This window comes from Beijerinckia sp. 28-YEA-48 (assembly GCF_900104955.1).
In the GTDB taxonomy this organism is placed as follows: Bacteria; Pseudomonadota; Alphaproteobacteria; order Rhizobiales; family Beijerinckiaceae; genus Terripilifer.
On record NZ_FNSI01000001.1, the window covers coordinates 4888679 to 4911734 of the forward strand.

General features: G+C 62.8%; 22 protein-coding genes and 2 tRNA genes. 13 read left to right on the plus strand and 11 right to left on the minus strand.

Annotated elements, in window-relative coordinates; translation table 11 throughout:
- Nucleotides 1-2: 2 nt before the first annotated feature.
- Nucleotides 3-935, minus strand: coding sequence for a LysR family transcriptional regulator (locus BLW50_RS22900; protein WP_090706997.1), 933 nt, complete (start codon nucleotides 933-935; stop codon nucleotides 3-5).
- A 139-nt stretch (nucleotides 936-1074) separates the two neighbouring features.
- Here BLW50_RS22900 and ilvD point away from each other — a divergent pair, with 139 nt between their 5' ends.
- Nucleotides 1075-2931, plus strand: coding sequence for a dihydroxy-acid dehydratase (ilvD, locus tag BLW50_RS22905; protein WP_090706998.1), 1857 nt, complete (start codon nucleotides 1075-1077; stop codon nucleotides 2929-2931).
- A gap of 132 nt (nucleotides 2932-3063) precedes the next feature.
- On the opposite strand, the gene BLW50_RS22910 is transcribed toward ilvD, so the two are convergent.
- Nucleotides 3064-3148, minus strand: a tRNA-Leu gene (locus BLW50_RS22910).
- Between the two features lie 227 nt (nucleotides 3149-3375).
- On the opposite strand from BLW50_RS22910, the gene BLW50_RS22915 reads away from it, so the two are divergent.
- The 3 genes from BLW50_RS22915 to BLW50_RS22925 all read left to right on the plus strand — a co-directional run bounded on the left by BLW50_RS22915 (nucleotide 3376) and on the right by BLW50_RS22925 (nucleotide 5398).
- Nucleotides 3376-3465: transfer RNA gene (locus BLW50_RS22915), tRNA-Ser, on the plus strand.
- A 111-nt stretch (nucleotides 3466-3576) separates the two neighbouring features.
- Nucleotides 3577-4866 carry an MFS transporter gene (locus tag BLW50_RS22920; protein ID WP_090709561.1) on the plus strand — a complete coding sequence of 430 codons (1290 nt, stop codon included), beginning with the start codon at nucleotides 3577-3579 and terminating at the stop codon, nucleotides 4864-4866.
- A 34-nt stretch (nucleotides 4867-4900) separates the two neighbouring features.
- Nucleotides 4901-5398, plus strand: a complete 498-nt coding sequence (locus tag BLW50_RS22925) for a GNAT family N-acetyltransferase (RefSeq protein ID WP_090706999.1) — start codon at nucleotides 4901-4903, stop codon at nucleotides 5396-5398.
- Nucleotides 5399-5408: 10 nt separating this feature from the next.
- Here BLW50_RS22925 and BLW50_RS22930 read toward each other — a convergent pair whose 3' ends face one another.
- Both BLW50_RS22930 and BLW50_RS22935 read right to left on the minus strand, forming a co-directional pair.
- A complete protein-coding gene (locus tag BLW50_RS22930; RefSeq protein ID WP_090707000.1) occupies nucleotides 5409-6953 on the minus strand; it encodes an FAD-dependent monooxygenase in 1545 nt (514 codons plus the stop codon).
- Complete coding sequence (locus BLW50_RS22935; protein ID WP_090707001.1) at nucleotides 6950-8101, minus strand: FAD-dependent oxidoreductase; 1152 nt, start codon at nucleotides 8099-8101, stop codon at nucleotides 6950-6952. The genes BLW50_RS22930 and BLW50_RS22935 overlap by 4 nt, the downstream gene beginning before the upstream one ends.
- A gap of 83 nt (nucleotides 8102-8184) precedes the next feature.
- On the opposite strand from BLW50_RS22935, the gene BLW50_RS22940 reads away from it, so the two are divergent.
- The 3 genes from BLW50_RS22940 (at nucleotide 8185) to BLW50_RS22950 (ending at nucleotide 10554) form a co-directional block, all read left to right on the plus strand.
- Complete coding sequence (locus tag BLW50_RS22940) at nucleotides 8185-8853, plus strand: TetR/AcrR family transcriptional regulator (RefSeq protein WP_090707005.1); 669 nt, start codon at nucleotides 8185-8187, stop codon at nucleotides 8851-8853.
- Nucleotides 8854-8966: 113 nt separating this feature from the next.
- Entirely contained in the window at nucleotides 8967-9872 is a 906-nt protein-coding gene (locus tag BLW50_RS22945; protein WP_090707007.1) for an alpha/beta fold hydrolase, read from the plus strand.
- Nucleotides 9873-9921: 49 nt separating this feature from the next.
- Complete coding sequence (locus tag BLW50_RS22950) at nucleotides 9922-10554, plus strand: class I SAM-dependent methyltransferase (RefSeq protein WP_090707010.1); 633 nt, start codon at nucleotides 9922-9924, stop codon at nucleotides 10552-10554.
- Nucleotides 10555-10563: 9 nt separating this feature from the next.
- On the opposite strand, the gene BLW50_RS22955 is transcribed toward BLW50_RS22950, so the two are convergent.
- Both BLW50_RS22955 and BLW50_RS22960 read right to left on the minus strand, forming a co-directional pair.
- Entirely contained in the window at nucleotides 10564-11823 is a 1260-nt protein-coding gene (locus BLW50_RS22955; protein WP_090707012.1) for an MgtC/SapB family protein, read from the minus strand.
- 104 nt (nucleotides 11824-11927) lie between these two features.
- Nucleotides 11928-12833, minus strand: coding sequence for a LysR family transcriptional regulator (locus BLW50_RS22960; RefSeq protein ID WP_090707014.1), 906 nt, complete (start codon nucleotides 12831-12833; stop codon nucleotides 11928-11930).
- A gap of 112 nt (nucleotides 12834-12945) precedes the next feature.
- Here BLW50_RS22960 and BLW50_RS22965 point away from each other — a divergent pair, with 112 nt between their 5' ends.
- The 4 genes from BLW50_RS22965 to BLW50_RS22980 all read left to right on the plus strand — a co-directional run bounded on the left by BLW50_RS22965 (nucleotide 12946) and on the right by BLW50_RS22980 (nucleotide 16695).
- The gene (locus BLW50_RS22965; RefSeq protein WP_090707016.1) at nucleotides 12946-13593 is read left to right on the plus strand and encodes a DsbA family protein; all 648 of its coding nucleotides are present in this window, start codon (nucleotides 12946-12948) and stop codon (nucleotides 13591-13593) included.
- A gap of 32 nt (nucleotides 13594-13625) precedes the next feature.
- A complete protein-coding gene (locus BLW50_RS22970) occupies nucleotides 13626-14525 on the plus strand; it encodes an MBL fold metallo-hydrolase (RefSeq protein WP_170850305.1) in 900 nt (299 codons plus the stop codon).
- Between the two features lie 155 nt (nucleotides 14526-14680).
- Complete coding sequence (locus tag BLW50_RS22975) at nucleotides 14681-15430, plus strand: glutathione S-transferase family protein (protein WP_170850306.1); 750 nt, start codon at nucleotides 14681-14683, stop codon at nucleotides 15428-15430.
- Between the two features lie 26 nt (nucleotides 15431-15456).
- Nucleotides 15457-16695, plus strand: a complete 1239-nt coding sequence (locus BLW50_RS22980; protein WP_090707023.1) for an FAD-dependent monooxygenase — start codon at nucleotides 15457-15459, stop codon at nucleotides 16693-16695.
- Here BLW50_RS22980 and BLW50_RS22985 read toward each other — a convergent pair.
- The 3 genes from BLW50_RS22985 to BLW50_RS22995 all read right to left on the minus strand — a co-directional run bounded on the left by BLW50_RS22985 (nucleotide 16692) and on the right by BLW50_RS22995 (nucleotide 18779).
- Nucleotides 16692-17522 (minus strand): IclR family transcriptional regulator domain-containing protein, encoded by an 831-nt coding sequence (locus BLW50_RS22985; RefSeq protein WP_090707025.1) that lies wholly within the window; start codon nucleotides 17520-17522, stop codon nucleotides 16692-16694. The two genes, BLW50_RS22980 and BLW50_RS22985, sit on opposite strands and share 4 nt — an antisense overlap.
- 302 nt (nucleotides 17523-17824) lie before the next feature.
- Entirely contained in the window at nucleotides 17825-18355 is a 531-nt protein-coding gene (locus BLW50_RS22990) for a hypothetical protein (protein WP_090707028.1), read from the minus strand.
- A gap of 67 nt (nucleotides 18356-18422) precedes the next feature.
- Complete coding sequence (locus BLW50_RS22995; RefSeq protein ID WP_090707031.1) at nucleotides 18423-18779, minus strand: hypothetical protein; 357 nt, start codon at nucleotides 18777-18779, stop codon at nucleotides 18423-18425.
- Nucleotides 18780-18939: 160 nt separating this feature from the next.
- Here BLW50_RS22995 and BLW50_RS23000 point away from each other — a divergent pair, with 160 nt between their 5' ends.
- Together BLW50_RS23000 and BLW50_RS23005 are read left to right on the plus strand one after the other, a co-directional pair.
- Nucleotides 18940-19506, plus strand: a complete 567-nt coding sequence (locus BLW50_RS23000) for a DUF4142 domain-containing protein (RefSeq protein ID WP_170850307.1) — start codon at nucleotides 18940-18942, stop codon at nucleotides 19504-19506.
- Nucleotides 19507-19629: 123 nt separating this feature from the next.
- Nucleotides 19630-20763 (plus strand): FUSC family protein, encoded by a 1134-nt coding sequence (locus BLW50_RS23005; protein ID WP_090707037.1) that lies wholly within the window; start codon nucleotides 19630-19632, stop codon nucleotides 20761-20763.
- Nucleotides 20764-20767: 4 nt separating this feature from the next.
- Here the strand turns inward: BLW50_RS23005 and BLW50_RS23010 are convergent, their stop codons facing one another.
- Nucleotides 20768-21805 (minus strand): Bug family tripartite tricarboxylate transporter substrate binding protein, encoded by a 1038-nt coding sequence (locus BLW50_RS23010; protein ID WP_090707038.1) that lies wholly within the window; start codon nucleotides 21803-21805, stop codon nucleotides 20768-20770.
- 180 nt (nucleotides 21806-21985) lie between these two features.
- Nucleotides 21986-22846: a polysaccharide deacetylase family protein gene (locus BLW50_RS23015; RefSeq protein ID WP_170850308.1), complete on the minus strand. Its 861-nt coding sequence runs from the start codon at nucleotides 22844-22846 to the stop codon at nucleotides 21986-21988.
- Nucleotides 22847-23056: the final 210 nt, after the last annotated feature.

Below are 23056 nucleotides of genomic sequence, written 5' to 3' on the forward strand. Positions count from 1 at the left end.
TGTCAACTGCCGACCGGCTGCGAAACGAGGCCCGTGGGATCGTCGATCACCGTGGCGAGGAAACGGCGCAAGGTCGGCGTCATGTCGTCGGTGCGCCAGGCGATGCCGGTTTCAAGCGTCGGTGGTTCGACCATCAGGTCGATGTAGCGCACGCCGGTGCGGGCGAGATGGCGCAATGAGGCCGGCACCAGCGCGATGCCCATGCCGGCGGAGACGAGACTGATGATCGTCTGCATCTGAATGGCCTTCTGTACGATTGTCGCGGGCCGGCCATGGGCGGTGAAATAGCCGGTGACGAGATCGTAGAACGACGGCGCCGACTGGCGCGGAAAAATGACCAGCGGCGCGTGGACCACGGCGTCTGGCGCCAGCTGGTTGTTGGTGAGCGGCAGGCGTCCCTCGTCGATCCAGCTGTCGGGCACGGCGGCGACCAGCGGTTCGGAGACGAGGCGATGATAGCCAAGCTGCTCCGGCAATGTGCCGTCGGCTGGCGGGATGATGAGCCCGGCATGGCCGCGGCCTTCCAGCAGAGCCGTGATCTGCACGTCGCTCGTCGCCTCGGTCAGGGCGATCTCGACATCGGGATAGAGCGACGCATAGCGGCGCACCAGGGTTGGCAGGATGCTGTAGTCGGCGGTCGAGACGAAGGAGAGCTCAAGCCGGCCGGTTTCGCCATCGCGCAGGCGTTTGGCGATGTCGGGCAGGGCGTTCACCCCCTCAAGGGCGGCGCGCACCGGAATGAGCCATTGTTCGCCGAAGGGAGTCAGGGCCACGCTGCGCTTGGTGCGCACGAACAGGGGCGTGCCCAGCTCCCGCTCGAGCGCTTGTATGGACTGGCTGAGCGGTGGCTGGGTCATGCCGAGCCGGGCGGCGGCGCGGCCGAAATGCAGGGTTTCGGCCACGGTGGCGAACTGTCGGAGCTGGCGGACGTCCATAATTCAATCCAGACTGATATATTTTACGACCTTATTAGCATGAAATAATATATTTCACCTTGTTCCGGAAGCAGCGTAGAGAAGTTCCAAACTAACCCCACAGCTGCCCCTCAGAGGCGCGACATAGAGGCTTGGACCCATGCCGGCATATCGTTCCAGAACCACCACCCATGGCCGCAACATGGCCGGCGCGCGCGGCCTGTGGCGGGCGACGGGCATGAAGGACGAGGATTTCGGCAAGCCGATCATCGCCATCTCCAACAGCTTCACCCAGTTCGTGCCCGGCCATGTCCATCTGAAGGACCTGGGTCAGTTGGTGGCGCGCGAGGTCGAGGCCGCCGGTGGCGTCGCCAAGGAGTTCAACACGATCGCTGTCGACGACGGTATCGCCATGGGCCACGATGGCATGCTCTATTCGCTGCCGAGCCGCGAGCTGATCGCCGACAGCGTCGAATATATGGTCAATGCCCATTGCGCCGACGCGATGGTCTGCATCTCCAATTGCGACAAGATCACGCCCGGCATGCTGATGGCGGCGATGCGGCTCAACATCCCGGTCGTCTTCGTCTCGGGTGGCCCGATGGAAGCCGGCAAGGTCGTGATGAAGGGCGAGACGCGCGCGCTCGATCTGATCGACGCCATGGTCGTCGCTGCTGATGATTCCTATACCGACGAGGAAGTGAAGACGATCGAGCGTTCGGCCTGTCCGACCTGTGGTTCATGCTCGGGCATGTTCACCGCCAATTCGATGAACTGCCTCACCGAAGCGCTTGGGTTGTCGCTGCCGGGCAATGGCTCGACGCTCGCCACCCATGCCGATCGCGAGCGGCTGTTCCGCGAGGCCGGCCATCTGATCGTCGATCTCGCCAAGCGCTGGTACGAGCAGGATGACGCGACGGCGCTGCCGCGCAACATCGCCAGCTTCAAGGCCTTCGAGAACGCCATGAGCCTCGACATCGCCATGGGCGGTTCGACCAATACGGTGCTGCACCTTTTGGCCGCCGCGCAGGAAGGCGGCGTCGATTTCACCATGGCCGATATCGATCGGCTGTCGCGTCGCGTGCCGTGCCTGTGCAAGGTCGCGCCGGCCAAGGCCGACGTGCATATGGAAGACGTGCATCGTGCCGGCGGCATCATGTCGATCCTGGGCGAACTGGAACGCGCCAATCTGATCGACGCGACCCTGCCGACCGTGCATGCGCCCACCATGAACGATGCATTGGCGCGCTGGGACATCGGCCGCACCAAGAGCGAGGACGTGCGCAATTTCTATAAGGCGGGGCCCGGCGGCGTGCCGACGCAGACCGCCTTCAGCCAATCAGCGCGCTGGAAAGAGCTCGATACCGATCGCGAGAACGGCGTCATCCGCTCGGCCGAACATCCGTTCAGCAAGGACGGCGGCCTCGCCGTGCTGTTCGGCAATCTGGCGCCGGAAGGCTCGATCGTGAAGACGGCCGGTGTCGATGAATCGGTCCTCACCTTCCGTGGCCCGGCGGTCGTCTACGAAAGCCAGGAAGACGCGGTGAGCGGCATTCTCACCGGCAAGGTGAAGGCCGGCGACGTGGTCGTCATCCGTTATGAAGGGCCGAAGGGCGGGCCGGGCATGCAGGAAATGCTCTATCCGACCAGCTATCTGAAATCGAAGGGCCTGGGCAAAGCCTGCGCCTTGATCACCGACGGGCGCTTCTCCGGCGGCACTTCGGGCCTGTCCATCGGCCATGTCTCGCCGGAAGCGGCCGAGGGTGGCCTGATCGGCCTGGTCGAGCAGGGCGATTCGATCCTCATCGACATCCCCAACCGGGTGATGAAGCTCGAGGTCGACGACGCCATCCTGGCGGCGCGCCACGAGGCCATGGTCGCCAAGGGCGGCGACGCCTGGAAGCCGATGGCCGCGCGCCCGCGCAAAGTCTCGCCGGCGCTCCGCGCCTATGCGGCGATGACCACCAACGCGGCGCGCGGCGCGGTGCGCGATGTCAGCCAGGTGGAGCGGAAATAGGCTGTTGCCATCGAAGTTTTGGAGCCCCGCGCCTCACCGTGCGGGGCTTTTTTGTGCGTGATGGCAGTCAAACGGCCATACAGCCACACCCGCCCGCGAGGACGGCCGAAAACGGCGCTAGGTAAAGAAAAATGGTGCCCCTGGCCGGAATCGAACCAGCACTCCTTGCGGAACTCGATTTTGAGTCGAGCGCGTCTACCAGTTCCGCCACAGGGGCCGCGCTTGGGCCTAAACCCTTGCAGCGGCGGGGATCATAGCCAGGGACGAGTCTGGGTCAACCGGCAAAATCGTGGTTTGCCAGGTTATTTTTCGGTGATTTCCCAATCGAATCCGTCGGCAGTGGGGGCAAGTGCGCCTTCCCCCGTAAATCGGCGCTACACCGCTTGTCTGCGCCCGCAGGTTCATGTTAGGTCGCCGCGACCATCGGACAGCTTGTCCGCACCCGGAGAGGTGGCAGAGTGGTCGAATGCACCGCACTCGAAATGCGGCATACGGGCAACCGTATCGGGGGTTCGAATCCCTCCCTCTCCGCCACTGCACCTTCGGAAAACGACCGGGGCCGGGCCTTGATCGCGTGGGCCGGCCGTTCGTCGTAATTTTGCGGACTGTCCGCCCGGAGGCGTATACGATCCGTAGGATACGATGATGACCCAAACGACCTCGCCCCTCGCTGCCGCCGCCAAGCCGCTGAACTCCCCCGCGCGGGTGCTGACGGCCAGCCTGATCGGCACGACCATCGAATTCTACGACTTCTATATCTATGCGACAGCCGCGGTGGTGGTCTTCCCGACGCTGTTCTTCCCTGGCAGCGATGACGCCACGGCCTTGCTGGCCTCCTTTGCCACCTTCTCGATCGCCTTCTTCGCCCGCCCGTTCGGCGCCTTGGTGTTCGGCCATTTTGGCGATCGCGTCGGCCGCAAAACCACGCTGGTGGCGGCGCTGCTGACCATGGGCGTTTCGACGGTTATGATTGGCCTTCTGCCGACCTATGCCTCGGTTGGATTGCTGGCGCCGCTGTTGCTGGCGCTGTGCCGCTTCGGCCAGGGCTTTGGTCTTGGGGGCGAATGGGGCGGCGCGGTGTTGCTGGCCACCGAGAACGCGCCGGAAGGCAAGCGCAGCTGGTACGGCATGTTCCCGCAGTTCGGCGCGCCGCTCGGCTTGTTCCTGGCCTCGGCGACGTTCTGGATCCTTCTGCATTTCATGTCGAAAGAGGATTTGCTGAACTATGGCTGGCGCATTCCGTTTGTCGTCTCGATCATTCTGATCGTTGTTGGCCTTTGGGTGCGGCTGTCGATCAGCGAGACACCGGAGTTTCAGGCAGCGATCGATCGCGCCGAGCGAGTTGCGGTGCCGGCCTTTGAGCTGCTGCGCAAACACAAGCGCAGTCTGTTCCTCGGCTCCTTCCTGGCGCTGGTGACCTTTGTACTGTTCTACCTGTCGACCGCTTATCTGTTGGCCTACAACACCAAGGTTCTGAATATGACCTTGGTCGATGCGATCGGCGTGCAGGCCTATGCCTCCGTGATTTTCGGCATCTCGACGATACTGGCTGGCAAGCTGGGCGATATTTTCGGTCGGCGCACGCTGTTGCTCGTCGGCATGCTGGCCATCGCCGCGTTTTCGTTTGCGTTCGGTCCGATGCTGTCGGGCGACGTCGAGGCCATCTACATCTTCGTCACGGTGGCGATGTTTCTGTTCGGTCTCAACTACGGCATCATCGGCGCGGTTCTCGCCGCGCCGTTCCCGCCGCAGGTGCGCTATACCGGGGCGTCGATGACCTTCAACATCGCCGGTATTCTGGGCGCGTCGCTGGCGCCCTATGCCGCGGTCTGGCTGCAGAGCCATTATGGCATCGTCTCCGTCGGCTACTATCTGCTGGTCTGCACGATCATTTCCCTGCTGTGCCTGCTGGCCACGCGCCGCGACGAGATCTGACCGGGCAGGGCAGTGCTCTGAGACGCAGGCGATCATGATACCGACCCTTATGACCACGCGATTGATCCTGCGTCCCCTGCGCCCCGAGGATTGGGTCGCCTATCGCGATTTCCTGGCGTCAGAGCGCGCGCGCTATGTGGGCGGGCCATTCGCGCTCAAAATGGCTTGGGGCATATTCTGCGCCGACCACGCCCAATGGGATTTCTATGGCTGCGGCGCCCTCATGATCGAAGAGCGCAACACCAGCGCATGTCTCGGACAAGTCGGAATCAATTTCGGGCCGCTTTTCCCCGAATGGGAACTCGGTTGGCTCCTCTATTCGGGGGCGGAAGGGAAAGGCTACGCCTTTGAAGCTGCGAGCGCCCTGCGAGATTGGGCGCGACAGGAAAGACAACTGAGCACCTTGGTCAGTTACATCGATCCGCAAAATGAACGCTCGCGCAGATTGGCTGAGCGTCTTGGCGCGACGCTGGACGAGCAAGCGCCGAAACTCGATCCGATCGATCTCGTTTACCGTTACTTCAAGTCTTGATCGCGCCGCTTCAGGCGGACCGGCGACCGAACCATTGCGACAGCGCCTGAGCGGCTTCGTCACGATCAGGCGTTCCTTCGCAGGCCCAGGCGATGAAGCCGTCGGGTCGCACGAGAACGGCACTCAGCCCCAGCCGCTCCTTGGCGTCGCTCGCCACATAGGCGATCCGGTCACGCCAACCACTTGCCAGCACTTGCAGCGATGAACGCGCGTCGAAGTCCAGCAATAGGCCTTTGCCTGTTCTCAGCAGACCGCCGATCTTCGTTCCGTCAGCGAGCTCGAAGTCGGGCACGCTGCGGCCCACGAGCGGATGGCTGTCGCCGAAATCATAGCGCAGGGAAACGCCCCACACGCGCTCGGCGAAATAGGTCGCGCCGTCGCGCGTGTCGATGAGATCGCGGATGATAGCCTCGAGCGCGCGCGAACTGCGGCTCGGTCGCATGAGTGCGACTTGAGCGCGCGACCAATCAAGGACATCTGCGCCGACGCGATGACGTTCGTTCGCATAGCTGTCGAGGAGACCGATCGGCGCGTGGCCTTTAATCGTGGCAGCGAGCTTCCAACCCAGGTTCATCGCGTCACCCAGTCCAAGATTGAGGCCTTGGCCGCCCAAGGGCGAATGGGTGTGCGCGGCATCGCCCGCGAGCAACACCCGTCCTTTCCGGTAAGCCGTCGCCTGATAGGCGCGATCCGTCCAGGTGCTGGCGAGATGGAGCGTGGTCAGCGTGACATCCGTGCAGGAGACACGGCGCAGAACCGCCTGCACATGTTCGCGCGTGATCGGCTGGGTGCGATGGAATGCGCCGCCGTCGAAATCGACCATCCCGATCGTCCCGGGCCGCGCGTAAGTGTACATGCCCGTCGGCGTGTAGTGACGGCCCAGGGGCAGCTTGTCTGGATCGCTCATCTCGACTTCGACGGAATAGCCGGTGAATTCGGGAGCGGTGCCGACGAACTCAAAGCCGCCGGCCTTGCGCACCGTGCTGCGGCCGCCATCACATCCAACGAGCCAGCGTCCGCGAAAGGTCTCGCCGGCAGTCCGAATGCTCACATCCTCGTCCGACAGAGCGAAGCCTTCGACACCGAGGCCGCGCCTGATCTCGACGCCCATCGCGCGGGCGTGAGCAGCCAATGCGAGCTCGAGCGTTTCTATGTCGACCGCCAGGCTGGTGCTGTTCGAGCTTGGCAGACGATAGGGCCATTTCGAAGTGTCGATGTTGTCGAAGTAGAATTGGATGCCGGCGAAGTGGCCGGCCGGGCGGCGCGGCTGTTGCATCCAATGCGCGGCGGCCATGGTGCTGCCGCCCGTGGCCTCACGCGCGCGCTGTGCCGCAACGATGTCGTCCAGCAATCCGCGACGGTCGAAGGCTTCAATGGTGGGCACTGAGAGGCCGCGCATGCCGAACGGCAGTCGCTTCAAGGGGGAGTGGGGATCCTCGGCTTGCTCCAGCACCAATACGGACAGGTCCGCGAGGCGCAGCTCGCAGGCGAGAAACAAGCCGACGGGGCCGGCTCCGGCAATCACGACATCGTAGATCACGGGTAAATTCCTCAAGCGATGGAGGCGCCTTCGTCGTGCCTCTCAAACGCACTCTTGAAGAAATCGATGAGGCTGAAGGGCGCGCGATCGTCGAGACAGAGCGCCAGGGTCTGGTGCGCCTCGGCTGCGGCCGTTTGGCTGCGCGGAAACATCGCCGCTTCATAGGCAGCAAGCGCCGCCTCGACGTTGTCGGGGTGGGCAGCGATCGCCGCTGCGAGCTCGGCGCCGTCGAACATCGCGAGGTTCGCGCCTTCTCCGGCCGGTGGCGCCAGATGCGCGGCGTCTCCGAGAAGTGTCACGCCCGGCACGCGCTCCCATCGATGTTCGGTCGGGAGGGTATGGAGCATGCGCAAGACCGGCACGGCTTCGCCATCGGTGATCAAAGCGGTGAGCGCTGGGGCCCATCCGTCGAACTCGGCCGCGACTTTCGCCAAGCTGCTCGTGTTGTTGAAGTCGATATCGGCGAACCACGTCGCCGGTCGGTTCAGCGCGACATAAGCATGGAGAATGTTTCCAGCCTCACGATGCGCGAAAATTCCCTGTCCGGCGGCAAGCGCGAACAAGGAACCACCGCCGGCCGCAGCGGCTGCCGCGGCGTGTCGCGCATCGGCGTCGTGCAGGTAGGTCTCGACGAATGACGTGCCGATATATTCGGGCTTTGCCTGGGAGAGCAGGGGCCTGACTTTCGACCAGGCGCCATCGGCGCCGACGAGCAGGTGGCTGGTTGCGGTCGACCCATCGGCGAAGCTCAGCGCGTGTCGGCCGTCGCCAAGCACTGTCACATCGCTCAGCTTCTTGCCCCACTGGATCGTCCTTGGCGGCAGGGAGTCCAGAAGAATGCGCCGCAGATCGCCCCGAAGAACCTCGGGCCGGCCGCCCGTGCTGTCGTCGAGTTCTTCGAAGAGCACCGCGCCGTGCCGGTCGAGCACGCGTGTGGCCTCGCCGCCTGCGTGGATGATGGCGCGGAATGCGTCGGTGAGGCCGGCCGCGGCCAGTGCGACCTGGCCATCGTGCGCGTGGATATCGAGTTGGCCGCCTTGGGTCCGGGCTTCCGCCGAAGGCTCGGCTTCGTAAATCGTCGCGGGGATGCCGTGGACATGGAGGACACGGGCCAGGACCAGGCCACCGAGGCCCGCCCCGATAATCGTCACGGGGGTCTTCATCGGATTTCCTTCAACAGTGGATTGGAACGTTGTTCCATTCATGCTTATTGGAACATTGTTCCAGGCATGTCAAGTTGAGTCTCATGACACCTAAGATTCGGACTGAACGGCGCGCGGATGCCCTCTCGAAGGAGCGGATCGTCGAGGCTGCGATCGAAATCCTCGACAAGGAGGGCGAGGGCGCGCTCACCTTCCGCGCATTGGCGGCGCGCCTGGCGACCGGCAGCGGCGCGATCTATTGGCACGTCGCCGACAAGCAGGACCTGCTCGCCGCGGCCACCGACCACATCATCGCCCGTGTCACGTCCGAGGCGGTGAAAGGGGCGACGCCGCAGGACGCGATCCGCACCCTTGCCCTGGGTGTGTTCGATGTGATCGACGCCCATCCTTGGGTGGGGGGACAGCTGTCGCGCGACCCATGGCAGTACGCGGTGCTGCGGATATTGGAGGGTATTGGCGGGCAGATTCAGGCTCTTGGCGTGCCCCAACAGGCTCAGTTCAATGCTGCCACCGCCCTGATGAGCTTCCTCCTCGGCCTCGCCGGACAATATGCGGCCGGCGCCGGCGTCCTGTCGCGCGACATGGATCGGACAACGGCGCTGCGCGCCGTCGCGGCCAAGTGGGCGCAGCTCGATCCCGTCGAACACCCGTTCGTGCGGCAGGTGGCGGCGGTGTTGCCCGAGCACGATGACCGCGAGCAGTTTCTGGCTGGCATTAACCTGATCCTTGCCGGCATCGAGAGTGTCGGATAGGGCGCGCGATTGACTCCAGACCCTATTGGCAAATATATTTTACCCGGGTATTAATTGGGCGACCCGCCTGACCGGTCGGTGGTTCGGCACAGAGGATTGCAACGGCCAAGATCATGACAACCGTCCAGGCCAATGGCCTCGAATTGGCCTATGAGAGCTTCGGCCATGATGCCGAGGAACCCGTCTTGCTGATCGCTGGGTTAGGCACCCAGATGATCCGTTGGTCGGTTCCGCTCTGCGAGAGGCTTGCGACGTGCGGCTACCGCGTGATCCGGTTCGACAATCGCGACGTCGGATGCTCGACGCATTTCAGCGCAAGCGCGGCACCTGATCTCGGAACGCTGGCGGCGGCGCTCATGGCGGGGCGACAGCCGGAGGTTCCTTACACGCTGCACGACATGGCCGCCGATGCCATTGGCCTGCTGGATGCCTTGGCCATCGAGCAAGCGCACGTCGTCGGCCGATCGATGGGCGGGATGATCGCGCAGATCATGGCGAGTGAATATCCCACGCGGATCTTGTCGCTCACCTCGATCATGTCGAGCACAGGCAATCCGGCGCTTCCACAAGCCGCTCCCGACATCATGGCGATGCTGATGCGCCCCTCGCCCAATCCCCACTCCGACGAGGCGGGATTTCTGGCGCAGAGCCTTGCCTTTGCCCGTCGCATCGCCGGCACGGGCTATCCGTTTGATGAAGACGCTTATCGTCGACTTGTTCTGGAAGAGGTGCGGCGCGCCTACGATCCCGGCGGTGTCGGGCGGCAGATCGCTGCGATGGCGGTTGCCGGTGACCGTCGCGCGCGTCTGGCGACCATCACCATGCCGACCCTGGTCATTCACGGGGCTGATGATCTTCTTATTCCCCCAGCCTGCGGTCGCGATACGGCGGCTGCGATCGCGAATGCGGATTTCAGGCTCGTTGCCGGCATGGGGCACGACCTGCCGCCCGAACTTGATCGTGATGTTGTCACGGCGATCGACCAGATAGCGAAAAAAGGGCTGCCGCATGCCCGCTAACGCTGTTCGTGCCTTTCTCCGCTAAAGATGTTGGTGAGGAGCAACCATCATGAGTCTTGCGAGCGACGCCCGCTTTTGGGACCGGACGTCACGGAAATATGCCAGGGGCGCGATCGCCGATCAGGCCGGCTATGAGCGCACGCTGGCGCGCACCCGCGCTCTGTTGCGATCAGGCGATCGGGTTATAGAACTGGGCTGCGGCACGGGAACGACGGCGTTTCATCTTGCGGGCCAGGTGCAGGACTATCTGGCGACGGATATCTCTTCTGCAATGGTCGCGATCGCCGAGGAGAAACGCGCGGCCGATCCGATCCCAGGCCTTATCTTTCGCGCGGCGACAGCCGAAGCGCTGCTGCCTGACGCGCCGTTCAATGCGGTGCTGGGTTTCAATTATCTGCATCTGGTTCGCGACCTGCCGGGCACCTTACGCAGCATCCATGCGCTGATCGCCACGGACGGCGTGTTCGTCTCCAAGACACCCTGTGTCGGAGAGATGAACCCGCTCATCCGGTTGGTCTTGCCGGCGATGCGCGCCATCGGCCAAGCGCCTTATGCGGGGGTCTTTCGGGCGGCGGAGCTGAGCCAGTACATCGAGGGCGCGGGCTTCGACATTATGGCCAGCGAAAACCACGCCACGAAGGGCAACGATCAGCGTCCCTACATCGTGGCGCGCAAGCGGTGAGGTGCCGCGTCACGCCTGCGGCCACCAGAAAGCGACGGCCAATCCACCAACAACCGCCACGGCGCTGATCCAACCCACCAGCAGCCCTATCCGTGCGCCGCCGGTCCAGGCCGAGAGAACGGCCTTCGATAAAGTGTTGGTGGCCACGGCGACGAGAATCGCCACGCTGGCGATGTTCAAGGTGAGGTCTTTGCCGCCCAGTTTGGCCATTGAGAGGGTGATCGCATCAACGTCGGCGATGCCGGAGAGGAAGGCCAGGATGATGATGCCGACGCCGCCGAGAGTGTCGCGCAGCACTTCCGCAGCCAGCATGACGACGGCGATGAAGACGACGAGCTTGATCGTCGTGCCCAGTGCCAGCGGATTGGCGATCTCAAGGCTCGGCTTCTCGTGGCTGTCGCGCCGGCTCAACAGGACGGCGGCACCGAGACAGAGAATGGCGCCGCCCGCGATCAGCGGCGGCGCCAGGCTCGGCAACAGCGCAGGGTTGAGCGCGATGGCGATCACGGCGACGCGGGCCACCATGATCACGCCGGCGATCAGAATGCCGGCGCCCAGCAGGCGAAAGGCTTGCGGATGATCGCGGTTCATCTGTGCGAAAGTGACCGTCGTTGCGGTCGATGACGCCAGGCCGCCGGCGACTGCCGTCATGACGACGCCCAGCCGGTCGCCAACAACTTTGACGGCGATATAGCCGCAGAAGGAGATGGTGGCGATCAAGATGGCGAGGACCCAGAGTTCATACAGGTTGATCGCATTCCACGGGTCGATCGGCTTGTTGGGCAGAAGCGGCAGGAGCAGGAACGACATCGTCAGGAGGACGAGCACGGAGCGAATTTCCGGCCATGTCAGCGAGGCGACCCATTTATGCAGTTGCTCGCGCAGCGCCAGAAGGATCGCCATGGCAACGGCGCAGGCAATTGCGATCTGTTGGTCGCCGGTGACCGCCATCGTGCCGAGCAGAAAGGTGACCATGCCGGCGACGACGGCGGTCACACTCATATTGTGTTCGGCTTTCGCTTCCAGCCAGTGAAAGGCGGTGAAGGCGAGGGCGTAGACGGCAAAAACAGAACTGACAAGCGCGCCGCCGACCTGTTGCGAGAGGACGCCGGTGACGCCGCCGAGCAATCCCGACAAAGCGAAGGTTCTCAAGCCGGCGGCACGCTGATGATCTTGTTCGTCGCGCGAGCGCCAACCGCGTTCCAATCCAATCAGAAGTCCGATGGCCAATGAGACGGCAAGGCGGGAGAGAATTTCGGTGGTGTTCATACCAGGCCAATGAATTTCAAAAGGAGAAGCTGTTCAGGCAGCTTATGCCATCTTCGCGATTGTGTTTCATGTGTTCTTGCTTCGTGTGTTTTTGTGACGGCAGCTCATTGTTTCGGCGTCGTCCGCTTCTGCGCGTCCACCAGCATCGCGACGAAGCGGGTGACTTTCGGCGGGCGAAAGCGTGCCGCGGGATAGACCGTGTGAATGCCGCCGGACGGCAGGTCCCATGCTGGTAACAGGCGCGCGAGCCGGCCGGATGCGATATGCGGCTGAGCTTCGAAATCAGGCAGGATGGACAGGCCGCCGCCCGCGAGCGTCGCCGCTAGCACTGCAGGCGTCGCGTTCATGGCAAGGGCCTGACGCAGGCGCACGGTGCGCCGGTCAAAGTCGCCTTGGCTGAAACGCCAAGTGAGGGGATCACGCAGGGCAAGGTTGGCGATGAAAGGGTAGCTCGCAAGCTCTTCCGGCGCCGTGGCGCGCACGGTCTGCGCCACGGCAGGCGCCGCCACCAGGAGTTGCCGGAACGTGCCGATCCGACGGGCCTGAAGTGTTGAATCCTGCAACCAGCCGACGCGAATAGAAACATCGATCTGGTTGTCGACCAGATCGATCTTGGCGTCGGACAGAATGAGTTCGACGCTGCAGGCGGGAAAGCGCTGCGAGAAGGCGGCGGCCAGCGGCGCGATCATCGAGGTGCCATAGTCGCTGGGCGCGGTGATGCGCAGCGTGCCCGTAGGTTCCGCATTGGCTTGCGTCAATTCTCCGACTGCATCCTCCGCCTCGCGCAGGATCAGGATGCAACGGGCATGCAGGAGGCGGCCGGCCTCGGTCGGCACGACCCGTCGCGTCGTGCGCAGCAGGAGGGTGGTCTTCAGCTCGCTCTCCAGCTTGGCGACCTGCTGGCTGACCACGGCTTTGGTGATGCCGAGCCGTTCGGCGGCGCGCGTGAAGGAGCCAGCGTCCACCACCGCCGCGAAATAAGCCAGCCGGTTGAAGTTGACGGCCTCCATCGGGCACTCCGCAATTGTAAGTCTATAGCATACATTATGTATTATTATGCGATATTTATCAACAAGCTAACGAGGTCTATCTTCCGATCATCGCTCACCACGGAAGATCGACATGCAAGACGCCTCTCTCCAAGCCACCTATCTCTTCGATCCGCTTTGCGGCTGGTGTTATGGCGCGAGCCCGGCGTTGGAGCGCCTGGCGCGATTGGACGGCGTTTCCGTCGCGTTGGCACCGACCGGCTTGTTCGCCGGTGAAGGCGCGCGCCCGATGGATGCGCAATTCGCCGCCTATGCCTGGCAGAACGATCAGCGCATCGCCCGTCTGACCGGCCAGCCGTTCACGCAGACCTATCGCACTGGGATTCTCGATCGGGCCGACGGCCTGTTCGATTCAGCGCCGGCCACTTTGGGCATCGTCGCTGTGGGTTTGAGCGAGAGCGCGCGCGAATTCGAAGCGCTGAAGGCGCTGCAACGGGGCCGCTATGTCGAGGGGCGCGACACCGCCGATCTGGCGGTCGTTGCCGACATTCTCGAGCAAGCCGGATCTGCCGCCGCCGCCGCGCGTGTGCGGCAGCCGGATGAGGACTTGCTCGCCGCTTATCGCAACAGGACTGCGGCCGCCCGCACCAAGATGAGCCGCTTCGGCGTCAACGGCGTTCCCGCCCTGATCGTGGAAGGTGCGAAGGGCGAGCGCCTGCTGCCGAGCCAAGCGCTGTTTGGCGACTTCGATCAATTGGCCGCGCAGGTGCGCGCCGCGTGACGCTGAAAGGAAGGATAGCCATGGAGACGATCATGTATTCGAGGAGAGATGCGATGAAGACGACTTTTGCTGTTGGCGCGGCTGCAATGTTCGCGCCTGCCGGTCTGAGCCATGCCGCCGGTTCCAAACTGAGCTGGAAGCATTTTCCGGCGGGGCCAAACGGCTTTTTCCGCGCGCCCGTTCTGCTTTCGGGGCCGAGCGAAGCGCTGTTGATCGATGGCGGGTTCACCTATCCCGATGGCAAGGCGCTGGCTGAAGCCATCAAGGCGACCGGCAAGAAACTGACGGCGATTTATATCAGCCAGTCGGACCCTGACTATTACTTCAGCCTGAAGCCGGTGCATGCGGCTTTTCCGGATGCGAAGGTCATTGCCGCGTCGGAAACCGTCGCCGCGATCAAGGCCAGCATCGAGAAGAAGCTTGCTGCCTGGGGGCCGCAACTGAAAGAGAACGGCCCGCAGACCTTGGCCGACATCGTTGTGCCGGAAGTGTTTGACGGCAAGTCGCTCACCGTTGACGGCGAAACTGTTGATATCGTCGCGGCGGAAGGTCTGGCGAACCGTCGCACGCTCTGGGTGCCGTCGCTGAACGCGGTGTTCGGTGGCGTCCTCATCTTCTCGGGCGTGCATGTCTGGACGGCCGATACGCCGACCAAGCAGGAGCGTGCCGCTTGGATCGCCAACCTCGACAAGATCGCGGCCCGCAAGCCGGCTGTCGTCGTGCCCGGTCATATGGCGCCGGATGCGGCAACCGATCTTTCGGCTGTAACATTCACGAAGACCTATCTTTTGGCCTTTGAGGACGAACTCGCCAAGGCGAAGGATGGCGCTGCCTTGAAGGCGGCGATGGAAGCGCGCTTCCCGAACCTCGGCATGGGTGTCGCGCTCGACATCGGCTCCAAGGTCGCTAAAGGCGAGATGAAGTGGGGTTGATCGGCAATCTGGAACGGGTGCGGAGGCCGCGCTGAATTAAGCGGCTTCCCTCCAGCATCGCGGTCCGGGCTGTTCGCCTGGCGGACGGATCGAGCGAGCCAGATTGAAAGTCGACCGCCTTGGTGGTCGGCTCTCCCGTCATGGGAGGTGGAACAATGTTGGAGCTCTATCACGATTGGCGGTCCTTCTGTTCGATCAAGGTTCGCCTGTGCCTGGCCGAGAAGGGCTTGCTTTGGGAAAGCCGCTTCGTCGATCTGATGAAACTTGAACACACGACCCCGGCCTATCTGCAGCTCAATCCGAACGGGGTGGTGCCGACGCTCGTCCATGATGGGGTGCCGATCCATGAAAGCACGCTCATCAACGAATATCTGAACGAGGTTTTTCCAACGCCGGCCTTGATGCCCGATAACCCCGTCGATCGCGCCCGCGCCCGTTTCTGGGTCAAGTTCGAAGACGACGTGTTGCATCCGGCCATCCGGCCGGCGACCTTTGCCGTGATGATGAGCCCGGAACTCGCGGGGAGGTCGGATGAGGAGCTTGAGGCGCTGGTGGCGTCGCATCCCAATAAGGCGCGGGCCGAGGAATATCGCCGGGCGGCGCGTCAACCGATCGACCAGGCGAAGGTCGATACAGCGCGACAGGCGATCATCTCGGCGCTTGGTCGCATGGAGCGACGGTTGTCCGACGTGCCGTGGCTGGGCGGGCAGGCCTATTCGCTCGCCGATATCGCGGCCGCCCCATTCATCGATCGATTGGAGGAGCTGAATTTTTCGGATCTCTGGGGGAGCCATGGTGCGATCCGCGATTGGGTCGCGCGTACCAAGGCTCGCCCCGCATATAAGATTGCTGTCCCCGACAGCGATCAGCGCTTTGCAGCTGCCGCACGACCCAACGTCGCCTAGCTCACGCAAGCGGGGAGGAGACTACGATGTTTGAGGCGCGTAATTCTTTGCCGATCGTCATTGCTGGTGGCGGCATCGGTGGTTTGGCCTGCGCGCTGGCTTTGGCGCAACGCGGCTTTCACGTCATCGTCTGCGAACAGGCGGCGGAATTCGGGCAGGTCGGTGTGGGTTTGCAGGTCGCGCCCAATGCCTTGTCGGTGCTGGATGCGCTTGGCGTCGGGGATCGCGTTAAGAGCGAAGGCCTGCTCATCGAGCGCATGCTGATGATCGACGGGTTGGATGGACGAACGATCTGCGACATTCCTTGCGGTGCCGACTTCATTCATCGTTTCGGCAATCCCTATGCCGTCTCGCATCGCGCTGACGTACATGGGGCGCTGCTGCAAGGCTGCATGGCGGCGCCTCTGATCGAGCTGCGGACCAACAGCAAGGTCGTCGCATATGCCAACACCGACGATGCGGTGAGCGTCCGCTTGCAAACAGGTGACAGCCTTGTTGCTGGTGGATTGATTGGTGCAGACGGCGTGCGGTCGCGGGTGCGTCAGCAACTGGTGGGCGATGGCGAGCCCACGCCAGCCGGCGCGGTCATTTATCGTGCCTTGGTGCCGGCGGCGAAAATGCCGCGCGAATGCCAGAAGCCCTATCCCAGTCTTTGGGCCGGTCCCGGCGCCCATGCGATCTATTATCCAGTGCGCGACTGGAGCGAGTTCAATTTCGCCATCACCGTGCATGCCGCGCCGGACGATGACTGGGAAGGGGAGACGAGCCCGGAGCGCCCGCGTGCATCGCTTGAGGGGTGGTCGAGCACGGTGACTCAGCTGGTCGAAGCACAGCCTCGCTTTCAGCGCTATGTCATCCGCCACCGCGCCCCCATCGATAATTGGACCGATGGGGCGGTGACGCTCTTGGGTGATGCGGCGCATCCCATGGTGCAATATATCGCGCAAGGTGCGGCGCAGGCGCTGGAGGACGCGCTCTGTCTTGCCGAAGAAGTGGATCGCGCCGCCGGCCATCTGTCAGCGGCCTTCGACGCCTATCAGGCTATCAGGATCGTGCGCGCCGCGCGCGTGCAGATCTCGGCGCTGATGATGGATCGGCTTCTGCATGCCTCTGGTATCGAGCGGCTGGTGCGCAACTCCCTCTTCGAGGGCCGGCAGGCGGCGGAGTATTATGATCGGCTGGCCTGGTTGTTCACCGCGCCAGAGTTTGTCGAGCGGGCACTCGCCGATGGCGGACTGCGGACTCGCATCGTCGCGACTGACTAGATTTCAGAAGACTTATTGATGCCGTCGGCGATTTTGGCCGCGGTGGCTTGCAGCAAGGGCAGATAGGAATCGACGACAGTCTGCGCGCTTTTCGCTGACGCGATATAGGTAATGGCAATCGAACAGCGCGCTTGTCCGTCGATGAGGACGGGCACCGCAAGACTGCCGGTTTCAGGCATGAAACTCTTCGCGCGCAGGGCATAACCGTCCCGCTGCACCTTGCGCAGCAGTTGCCGGATGGCTTTGGGCTCTTTCGCCAGGACGTCGTCGGGATGCCGGCTCTCGGACAGACGCTCGAGAACGCCGGCGACCACCTCTTCCGATTGATGGGCGAGATAGGCGCGGCCGCAGGCGGTCACCAGCAACGGGGTTCGCAGGCCAACCAAAGCGCGATCGATCGTCCAGGGACTGACGCGCCGGGTCGTGCGTCGCATGATCATCGTGTCGTCGAAGAAGGCGAACAGGTCCGTCGGCCAGATGACGGTCTTCTGCAATTCGTCGAGCAGCGGTCCGGCGATCTCCGATATCCAGGAATCTTCGTTAAACCCTTCGCTCAACTGCCGCACCAAAGGCGTGAGCCGGTAGGTTTCGACGTCGGAATCGGCAACGAGATAGCCAGCGCTGCAGAGGGTTCGCAGAATGCGATAGAGCGCGGTGCGTGAAATCTGCGTTGTTCGATGCAGGTCGCGGATCGTGGCGCCGTTGCTGATATTGAGCTGCCGCAAAACCGTCAGCGCACGCAGCACGCTGCGCATTTCGGCATGGCCGTCGGCGATTTTGTCAGACTGCCGGCTGCGGTTGGTGGGGCGTGTCTGGGCAACAGGCAAGATAGTTCCTCTTTTGAACGGTGCGGTGGCCCACGATGCGGCGTTTTGCCCGCTACTGCATCGTTGAATAAATCAACTGACGGCGGTACATCGGGCGCGCATTTATGCTCCTTTGAATAACGGCGAAGTCGCTCTCCCTCCCTTATGCGGCTTCGTACGACTCAAGGGATTCGGGTTCCTCATGAGAAAGGAACCCAACCCTCCCAATGACTTGGCCCTGTCGCTTTCGAGCGGCAGGGCCTTTCTGCATTTGGGCGCGTGGCGCAGGCGGCGACACGGATCTCACTGAAATGGTTCGCGCCTTATTTGCCGGGACGGCTATCCCGCCGGGCCTGCGCAACTTTCGTCGCCCGCACGACGCGGCCGACGTTGGCGCGATTGACCAAACTGTCCTGTCGATCGCTTGCGACAGGGTGCATGCCGGCGCGGCTGGTGCGTCCGGACGCAGGGCCATTGCGCCGGTTGGCGCTTGTCTTGAGCGTGAGCGCGCGTTGGGCTGAATCCATCAAAGCCTGGTGGGCGGCAATGGCTTCGCGGCGCGCGACTTCGGCATTGAGCCGCTTCAAGGCGCCGCTGAAGACTTGCTTGCGTCGCGCGGGCTTTTCGATATTGCCGGGAAAGCTTGCGCCACGCGGTTCGGCTTTGCCGCGAATGCCGCGTCGCATGCCGCGCGCGAAGGTGCGCGCCTTATCGTGCAAGTCTCGAATGCGCTTTTTGGCGGCGGCAATCGCTTCGTCTTCCAGGGCGATGAGGGCAGGGTAGTGCGTTTGAGACAGAAGCTCGAACTCCTCGTGAGACATCAAGGCACGTTCGGTTTTGACAGAAAGGGACATGGCACTCTCCTGCTGCGGGTCGCAGTTTGGACCACTATAGGACGTCAATTTGGCGGCAGGGGCGAGCTTATTGTTGCGGGCCCATGGTTCCGCTGGTCTTCAATCTTGCCGCTTTGACCCAGCCGCTGATGTCTTTCCCCGTTTTGGGGTTCGTATACATCACCGACGCCCAGCCGCTGTTGGTTTGCGCATAGGCGATCAACTGGTCGTTCGGGATGACGAAAACAGCCTTCATGGCGCAATGGCTGTCTGGCGCCGTGTAAAACGGCAGCCTGCCGGCGCCGGTCACGACCATGGCGAGGGGTGGTGAGAACAGCGGCGCTGCGTTTGTTCCTGTTTGCGGCTCGCGACAGGCCGCTTGCGCGGTGTGCGAGAACAGGGGGCTCGCGATCAGAACCCCCAACCATACCATGCGGGTCTTCATGGGCAGCCTCGCGTGATCGTTCGTCGGCGAGAGGCAGATTAGCCCCATTTTTGCGCCGCGCCAGCTTCCCGGCGGCGGTTCAGCGCGCGATAATTCGGAACAGATGACGCCGCCCGGCGTTCAGTTCGAGGTATTGGGTCACCCGCAGGGGAGCGCTACGATGCGTTACGTGCTGATCGCCGGCTGGCTGCTTCTTGCCCCAGTTCTCATCCCAGGTCCTGGTGCCCCCCTCAGTTTCGCCCAGTCGCCCAGCGGGCCGGCCGAGGCCGATCCGTCGCCCGAAGTAGCGTCACCTGAAGTCATGACCGCGATCGACTTTGTCAAAGAGGTGGCGGCCTCCGATCAGGTGGAGATCGAAAGCAGCCAGATCGCGCTGGAGCGCGGCACTTCGGTTCAGCAGGCTTTCGCCAAACAGATGATCGACAGCCATGGGAAGACGAGCGCTGATCTGAAGCGGCTGGTCTCCATCGAGAAGATCGCGGTCGATCTTCCGGTCGAACTGGGCGATGGCGATCGGGCGCGGCTCGATAAGCTGAAATTGGTCGAGGCGGCGAAATTCATTGGCGAATACAGTTCGCTGCAGGTGGTCATGCACAGAAATGCGGTCGCTCTGTTCGAGCGTTATGCCAAGGACGGGGACAATATGAGCCTCAAGGCCTGGGCGCGGCGCACGCTGCCGGTCTTGCGGCATGATCTGGCGGCGGCGGAGAAACTGCCACGCTCCTGACGGGCGAACCAAAAGTCACATGGTTCAGGCGCCGCTGGCTTTGATCCAAATTCCTGTGCCATAGCTAAAGCGCTGGTTACGACGCGAATTGCCGTAACGATCGGATATTCATCGGATTGCGCGATGGCGGATTCCATGGCGACTGAGGCGGCCCGTCCTGGCCTGCGCCGTTGGCTGGATAGCTTCTCCCATGGTCCCCGGTTGGTGGACGATGTGGAATGCGCCGCGTCGGTGCTGCTGGCGATCCTGTTCGCCCATCTCGTCGGCGCGCAGAACGTTTCCTGGGCCGCCTTCTCCGGCTATATGGTGATGCGCGGCCATATCGCCGACACGCTGCTGCGGGGGTTCCTGCGCATTGTCGGCACGGGCTGCGGCGGTGCGCTCGCTTTGTTCATCGTGCCGGTTGTCGCCCCATCGCTGCCACTCTCGATCCTGGCGATTGCCGTCATCGGCGGCGTCAGCATGTATGGCGCGCTGACGGCGCGTCGCGCTTATGCCTGGCTGTTTGTCGGCCTCACCTTCGCGATGATCCTGCTCGATCAGATCGAGCATCCGAACCATGCGCTGAAGGGCTTTGTCGAGACGCGCATGCTGGAGGTGGTCGCCGGCACTTGCGCCTGTATCGTCATCGGCATTCTGTCGTCCTTGACGTTGCGGCGGCGCTGGCCCGGCACGCGCCTGCCGCCTGCGCCGCGCATCGGCTGGCATCTCCAGGCTGCTGGCCATGCGGCTGAGGCCGCGTTTGCTTTGGCGCTGCTGCTCATCGTCTGGCGGCTGTTCGCACTGCCCGAATTAGCGCAAGGGGCGGTGAGCATCATGGCGGTGATGCTGATCCCGATTTCCAGTATCGGTGTCGGTGGGTTCAAACTGGTCAGCCGCAAATTGATGCTGCGGTTCCTCGGCTGCCTCATCGGCGGCGTGGTGGCCGCCGGCGTGCTGTTCGCAGCCCATGGCAGTGCGCCGATCCTGATCGTGGCGACGGCGATAGGCGTTCTCATCGGTCGCCATATCGAGAACGGCAGCCATGGACTGACTTATATAGGCACGCAGTTCACCCTGGCCATTCTGGTGACGCTGGTGCCCGACAACTATGCGGACGCCGCCATCAGGCCAGCGCTCGAACGGTTGGTCGGCATTCTTGCCGGCACCGCCGTTCTCGAGCCGGTGCTGATCATCAGCTATTTGCTGTATCTGTGGAGTGGATCGTCGCAGCCCGCGCCTGTGGCGAAGTCTTCCGACGACCCAGCGAACGAGTGAGCCGCTAGTTCGTCAGCTGCGCCACCTTGGCGATGATCGATTTCGGCATTTGCAAGGTCTCGCGCACGATCGCGTCCATATCCTCACCGCTGGCGGCGTCGACCATCAGGCCGCGCTTTTGGCAAGCGGCGAGGAAATCAGGATCGCTCAGCATTGTGTTGAAGGCCTCGCGCAGCAGGGCCAGCCGATCGGCGGGCACGCCAGGCGTTGTGAGAATGGAGCGGCCGATCTCGCCGGTGCTGGCGACAGCGCGCAGCACCTCGCGGCCTTCGTCATCGGTTGCCAGTTCCGGCAAGGTCGGGACATTCGGCAACAGGTGATGTCGCTTCAGCGAGGCCTGATAGAGAATGGAGGCTTCGCCGCGTTCGATCCAGCCCGGCTTGCTGATGAGGATACCTGGTAGTCCATAAGCGCCGACGATGTCGACTTCGCCGCGTTCCATGGCGAGCTGAATATCGGTCGTGCCGGAATAGCCGCGCACCAGTTTGAATTGCGATCCGGCATAGGTGTTCAGTGCCGAGGGGAACAGAACGGTGGTCGAGCCGCCGCCGGAGGCACCGACCGTGAAGGGCCTGTGGCGGGTGTCGTCGAAAGTTTTGATGCCGCTTTTCGGCAAGGCCACGCCGGTGTCGATGTTGGAAACAACGCGGCCGATGTAGGAGAATTTCGAGACGTCGATATTGGCGGTGTTGCTGACGATGCTGTCGAGCGCCAGGGTCTGTGCCAGGCTGCCGAGAATGGTGCCATCCTTCGGCGCGACTTCGGCCATGTATTTGGCCGCCAGGAAACTGCCGGCGCCCGGCATGTTCTGCGACAGAATGCTGGGATTGCCGGGAAGGAATTTCGGCAGGAATTCAGCGACGAGGCGACCGTAGAGATCATAACCGCCGCCGGGGCCATAGCCGATCAGGAGGCGCATGTTCTTGCCGCGATAGAAGTCCTTGGCGTCTTGCGCCGAGGCGGCTGTGGTGAGCCCCAAGATCGCCAATAGAGAGCCGGCGACGAGGCCGACAAGCTGGCCGATCATAAGCCGTTTCCTCATGACTTTTCCCTCATGTGTTGCTCTTCGCAAACGCTGCACATTGGTTTTGCCGCGTTTCTCGATGGACGCAGCTTGGGTCGTGTCTTGTCGGCGCTTAGGGGCGTCGCCGGCACGGGGCCGATGACGCGTCTTCGTTCAGGCCGCGCGATGGCCGCCTTTTAGTTTCGCGTCACAGTTGGTTCACCGGGCCGAGGCGCGGGCGAGTTCCTGGACTTCAGCCTTGAACAGGTCGTTGCACCAATCGGTCAGTTCCATGCCGGTGGCGAACCAGACGTTGCCGGCCTTTTTGATGTGCTGGATGATGCCGCGCAGCGCCAAGGTGCGGCCGGGCCGACCGATGATGTAGGGATGCAGTGTGAACGGGATATAACCCGGCTGCTGGCTTGTTTCGGCATACAGCTCGTCGAAATAGGCTTTCCAGGTTTCCAGCCCATGGAAGGGATTGCCGTATTCGCCGTGGCGATGGCCAAACAACGTGCCGTCGCCAAACGGCTGACGCGGCAGTTCAACCAGCGTCTTGCCGTTGTGCTCATAGAGAAACGGGCGTTCCTCATGGAAACAATTGCTGTTCCAGGCAAAGCCATGCTCGATCAGCAGCTCGATGGTGTTGGTGCTCTGGGTGCAGGAGCGCCAGCCATAGGGCCTGCGGCCGGTGCGCTCCTTGATCATGGCGATGGTCTTGCGCATCACCTCGGTCTCTTCGTCGCGCGGCAGATAGCGGGCGATCTCGTGATTGTAGCCGTGGCCTTCGACCACATGGCCATGGTCGAGAATGGCTTGCACCGCTTCGGGAAACCGTTCGGCGATGGCGCCGCAGGTCATGAAGGTGGCGCGAATGTCCTCTTCCTTGAGGATGCGCAGCAGCCGATAAATGGCATGGTGAGGGCCGTATTCGCCCTGGCTCCACATTTCGTAATTGAGAAAGCCATTTTTGTCCGGCTTGACGTCTTCGCCGCCCTGGAAATCGAAGGTCAGGAAGACCGCGGCCCGTTCACCCTTGGGCCAGCGGATGAGGTGGTCATAGTGATATTCCTTGAGCATTGTTATTCCTCGTATTTCGAGTGCGGGTCGGTCGAATCTTGGTTTTCTGATTGCATCAAAATGATAGATTGGCCCCGCAAGAGCCGGTAGCCGATGTCTTGGAAAGACTGTTGTTCCGGGACCCGCGAACCGCGCCGCAAGGGAGGACGACCGGTACGTGCGTATTGCAGCGCACGTGCGCCTTATAAGACGGCAGGATCGGGGGAGAGG

Bases quoted from the DNA above. Each gene is read 5' to 3' on its own strand.
- BLW50_RS22900 (WP_090706997.1), bottom strand. From the start codon at position 935: ATGGACGTCCGCCAGCTCCGACAGTTCGCCACCGTGGCCGAAACCCTG.
- ilvD (WP_090706998.1), top strand. From the start codon at position 1,075: ATGCCGGCATATCGTTCCAGAACCACCACCCATGGCCGCAACATGGCC.
- BLW50_RS22920 (WP_090709561.1), top strand. From the start codon at position 3,577: ATGACCCAAACGACCTCGCCCCTCGCTGCCGCCGCCAAGCCGCTGAAC.
- BLW50_RS22925 (WP_090706999.1), top strand. From the start codon at position 4,901: ATGATACCGACCCTTATGACCACGCGATTGATCCTGCGTCCCCTGCGC.
- BLW50_RS22935 (WP_090707001.1), bottom strand. From the start codon at position 8,101: ATGAAGACCCCCGTGACGATTATCGGGGCGGGCCTCGGTGGCCTGGTC.
- BLW50_RS22940 (WP_090707005.1), top strand. From the start codon at position 8,185: ATGACACCTAAGATTCGGACTGAACGGCGCGCGGATGCCCTCTCGAAG.
- BLW50_RS22945 (WP_090707007.1), top strand. From the start codon at position 8,967: ATGACAACCGTCCAGGCCAATGGCCTCGAATTGGCCTATGAGAGCTTC.
- BLW50_RS22950 (WP_090707010.1), top strand. From the start codon at position 9,922: ATGAGTCTTGCGAGCGACGCCCGCTTTTGGGACCGGACGTCACGGAAA.
- BLW50_RS22955 (WP_090707012.1), bottom strand. From the start codon at position 11,823: ATGAACACCACCGAAATTCTCTCCCGCCTTGCCGTCTCATTGGCCATC.
- BLW50_RS22960 (WP_090707014.1), bottom strand. From the start codon at position 12,833: ATGGAGGCCGTCAACTTCAACCGGCTGGCTTATTTCGCGGCGGTGGTG.
- BLW50_RS22965 (WP_090707016.1), top strand. From the start codon at position 12,946: ATGCAAGACGCCTCTCTCCAAGCCACCTATCTCTTCGATCCGCTTTGC.
- BLW50_RS22970 (WP_170850305.1), top strand. From the start codon at position 13,626: ATGTATTCGAGGAGAGATGCGATGAAGACGACTTTTGCTGTTGGCGCG.
- BLW50_RS22975 (WP_170850306.1), top strand. From the start codon at position 14,681: ATGTTGGAGCTCTATCACGATTGGCGGTCCTTCTGTTCGATCAAGGTT.
- BLW50_RS22980 (WP_090707023.1), top strand. From the start codon at position 15,457: ATGTTTGAGGCGCGTAATTCTTTGCCGATCGTCATTGCTGGTGGCGGC.
- BLW50_RS22990 (WP_090707028.1), bottom strand. From the start codon at position 18,355: ATGTCCCTTTCTGTCAAAACCGAACGTGCCTTGATGTCTCACGAGGAG.
- BLW50_RS22995 (WP_090707031.1), bottom strand. From the start codon at position 18,779: ATGAAGACCCGCATGGTATGGTTGGGGGTTCTGATCGCGAGCCCCCTG.
- BLW50_RS23000 (WP_170850307.1), top strand. From the start codon at position 18,940: ATGCGTTACGTGCTGATCGCCGGCTGGCTGCTTCTTGCCCCAGTTCTC.
- BLW50_RS23005 (WP_090707037.1), top strand. From the start codon at position 19,630: ATGGCGGATTCCATGGCGACTGAGGCGGCCCGTCCTGGCCTGCGCCGT.
- BLW50_RS23010 (WP_090707038.1), bottom strand. From the start codon at position 21,805: ATGAGGAAACGGCTTATGATCGGCCAGCTTGTCGGCCTCGTCGCCGGC.
- BLW50_RS23015 (WP_170850308.1), bottom strand. From the start codon at position 22,846: ATGCTCAAGGAATATCACTATGACCACCTCATCCGCTGGCCCAAGGGT.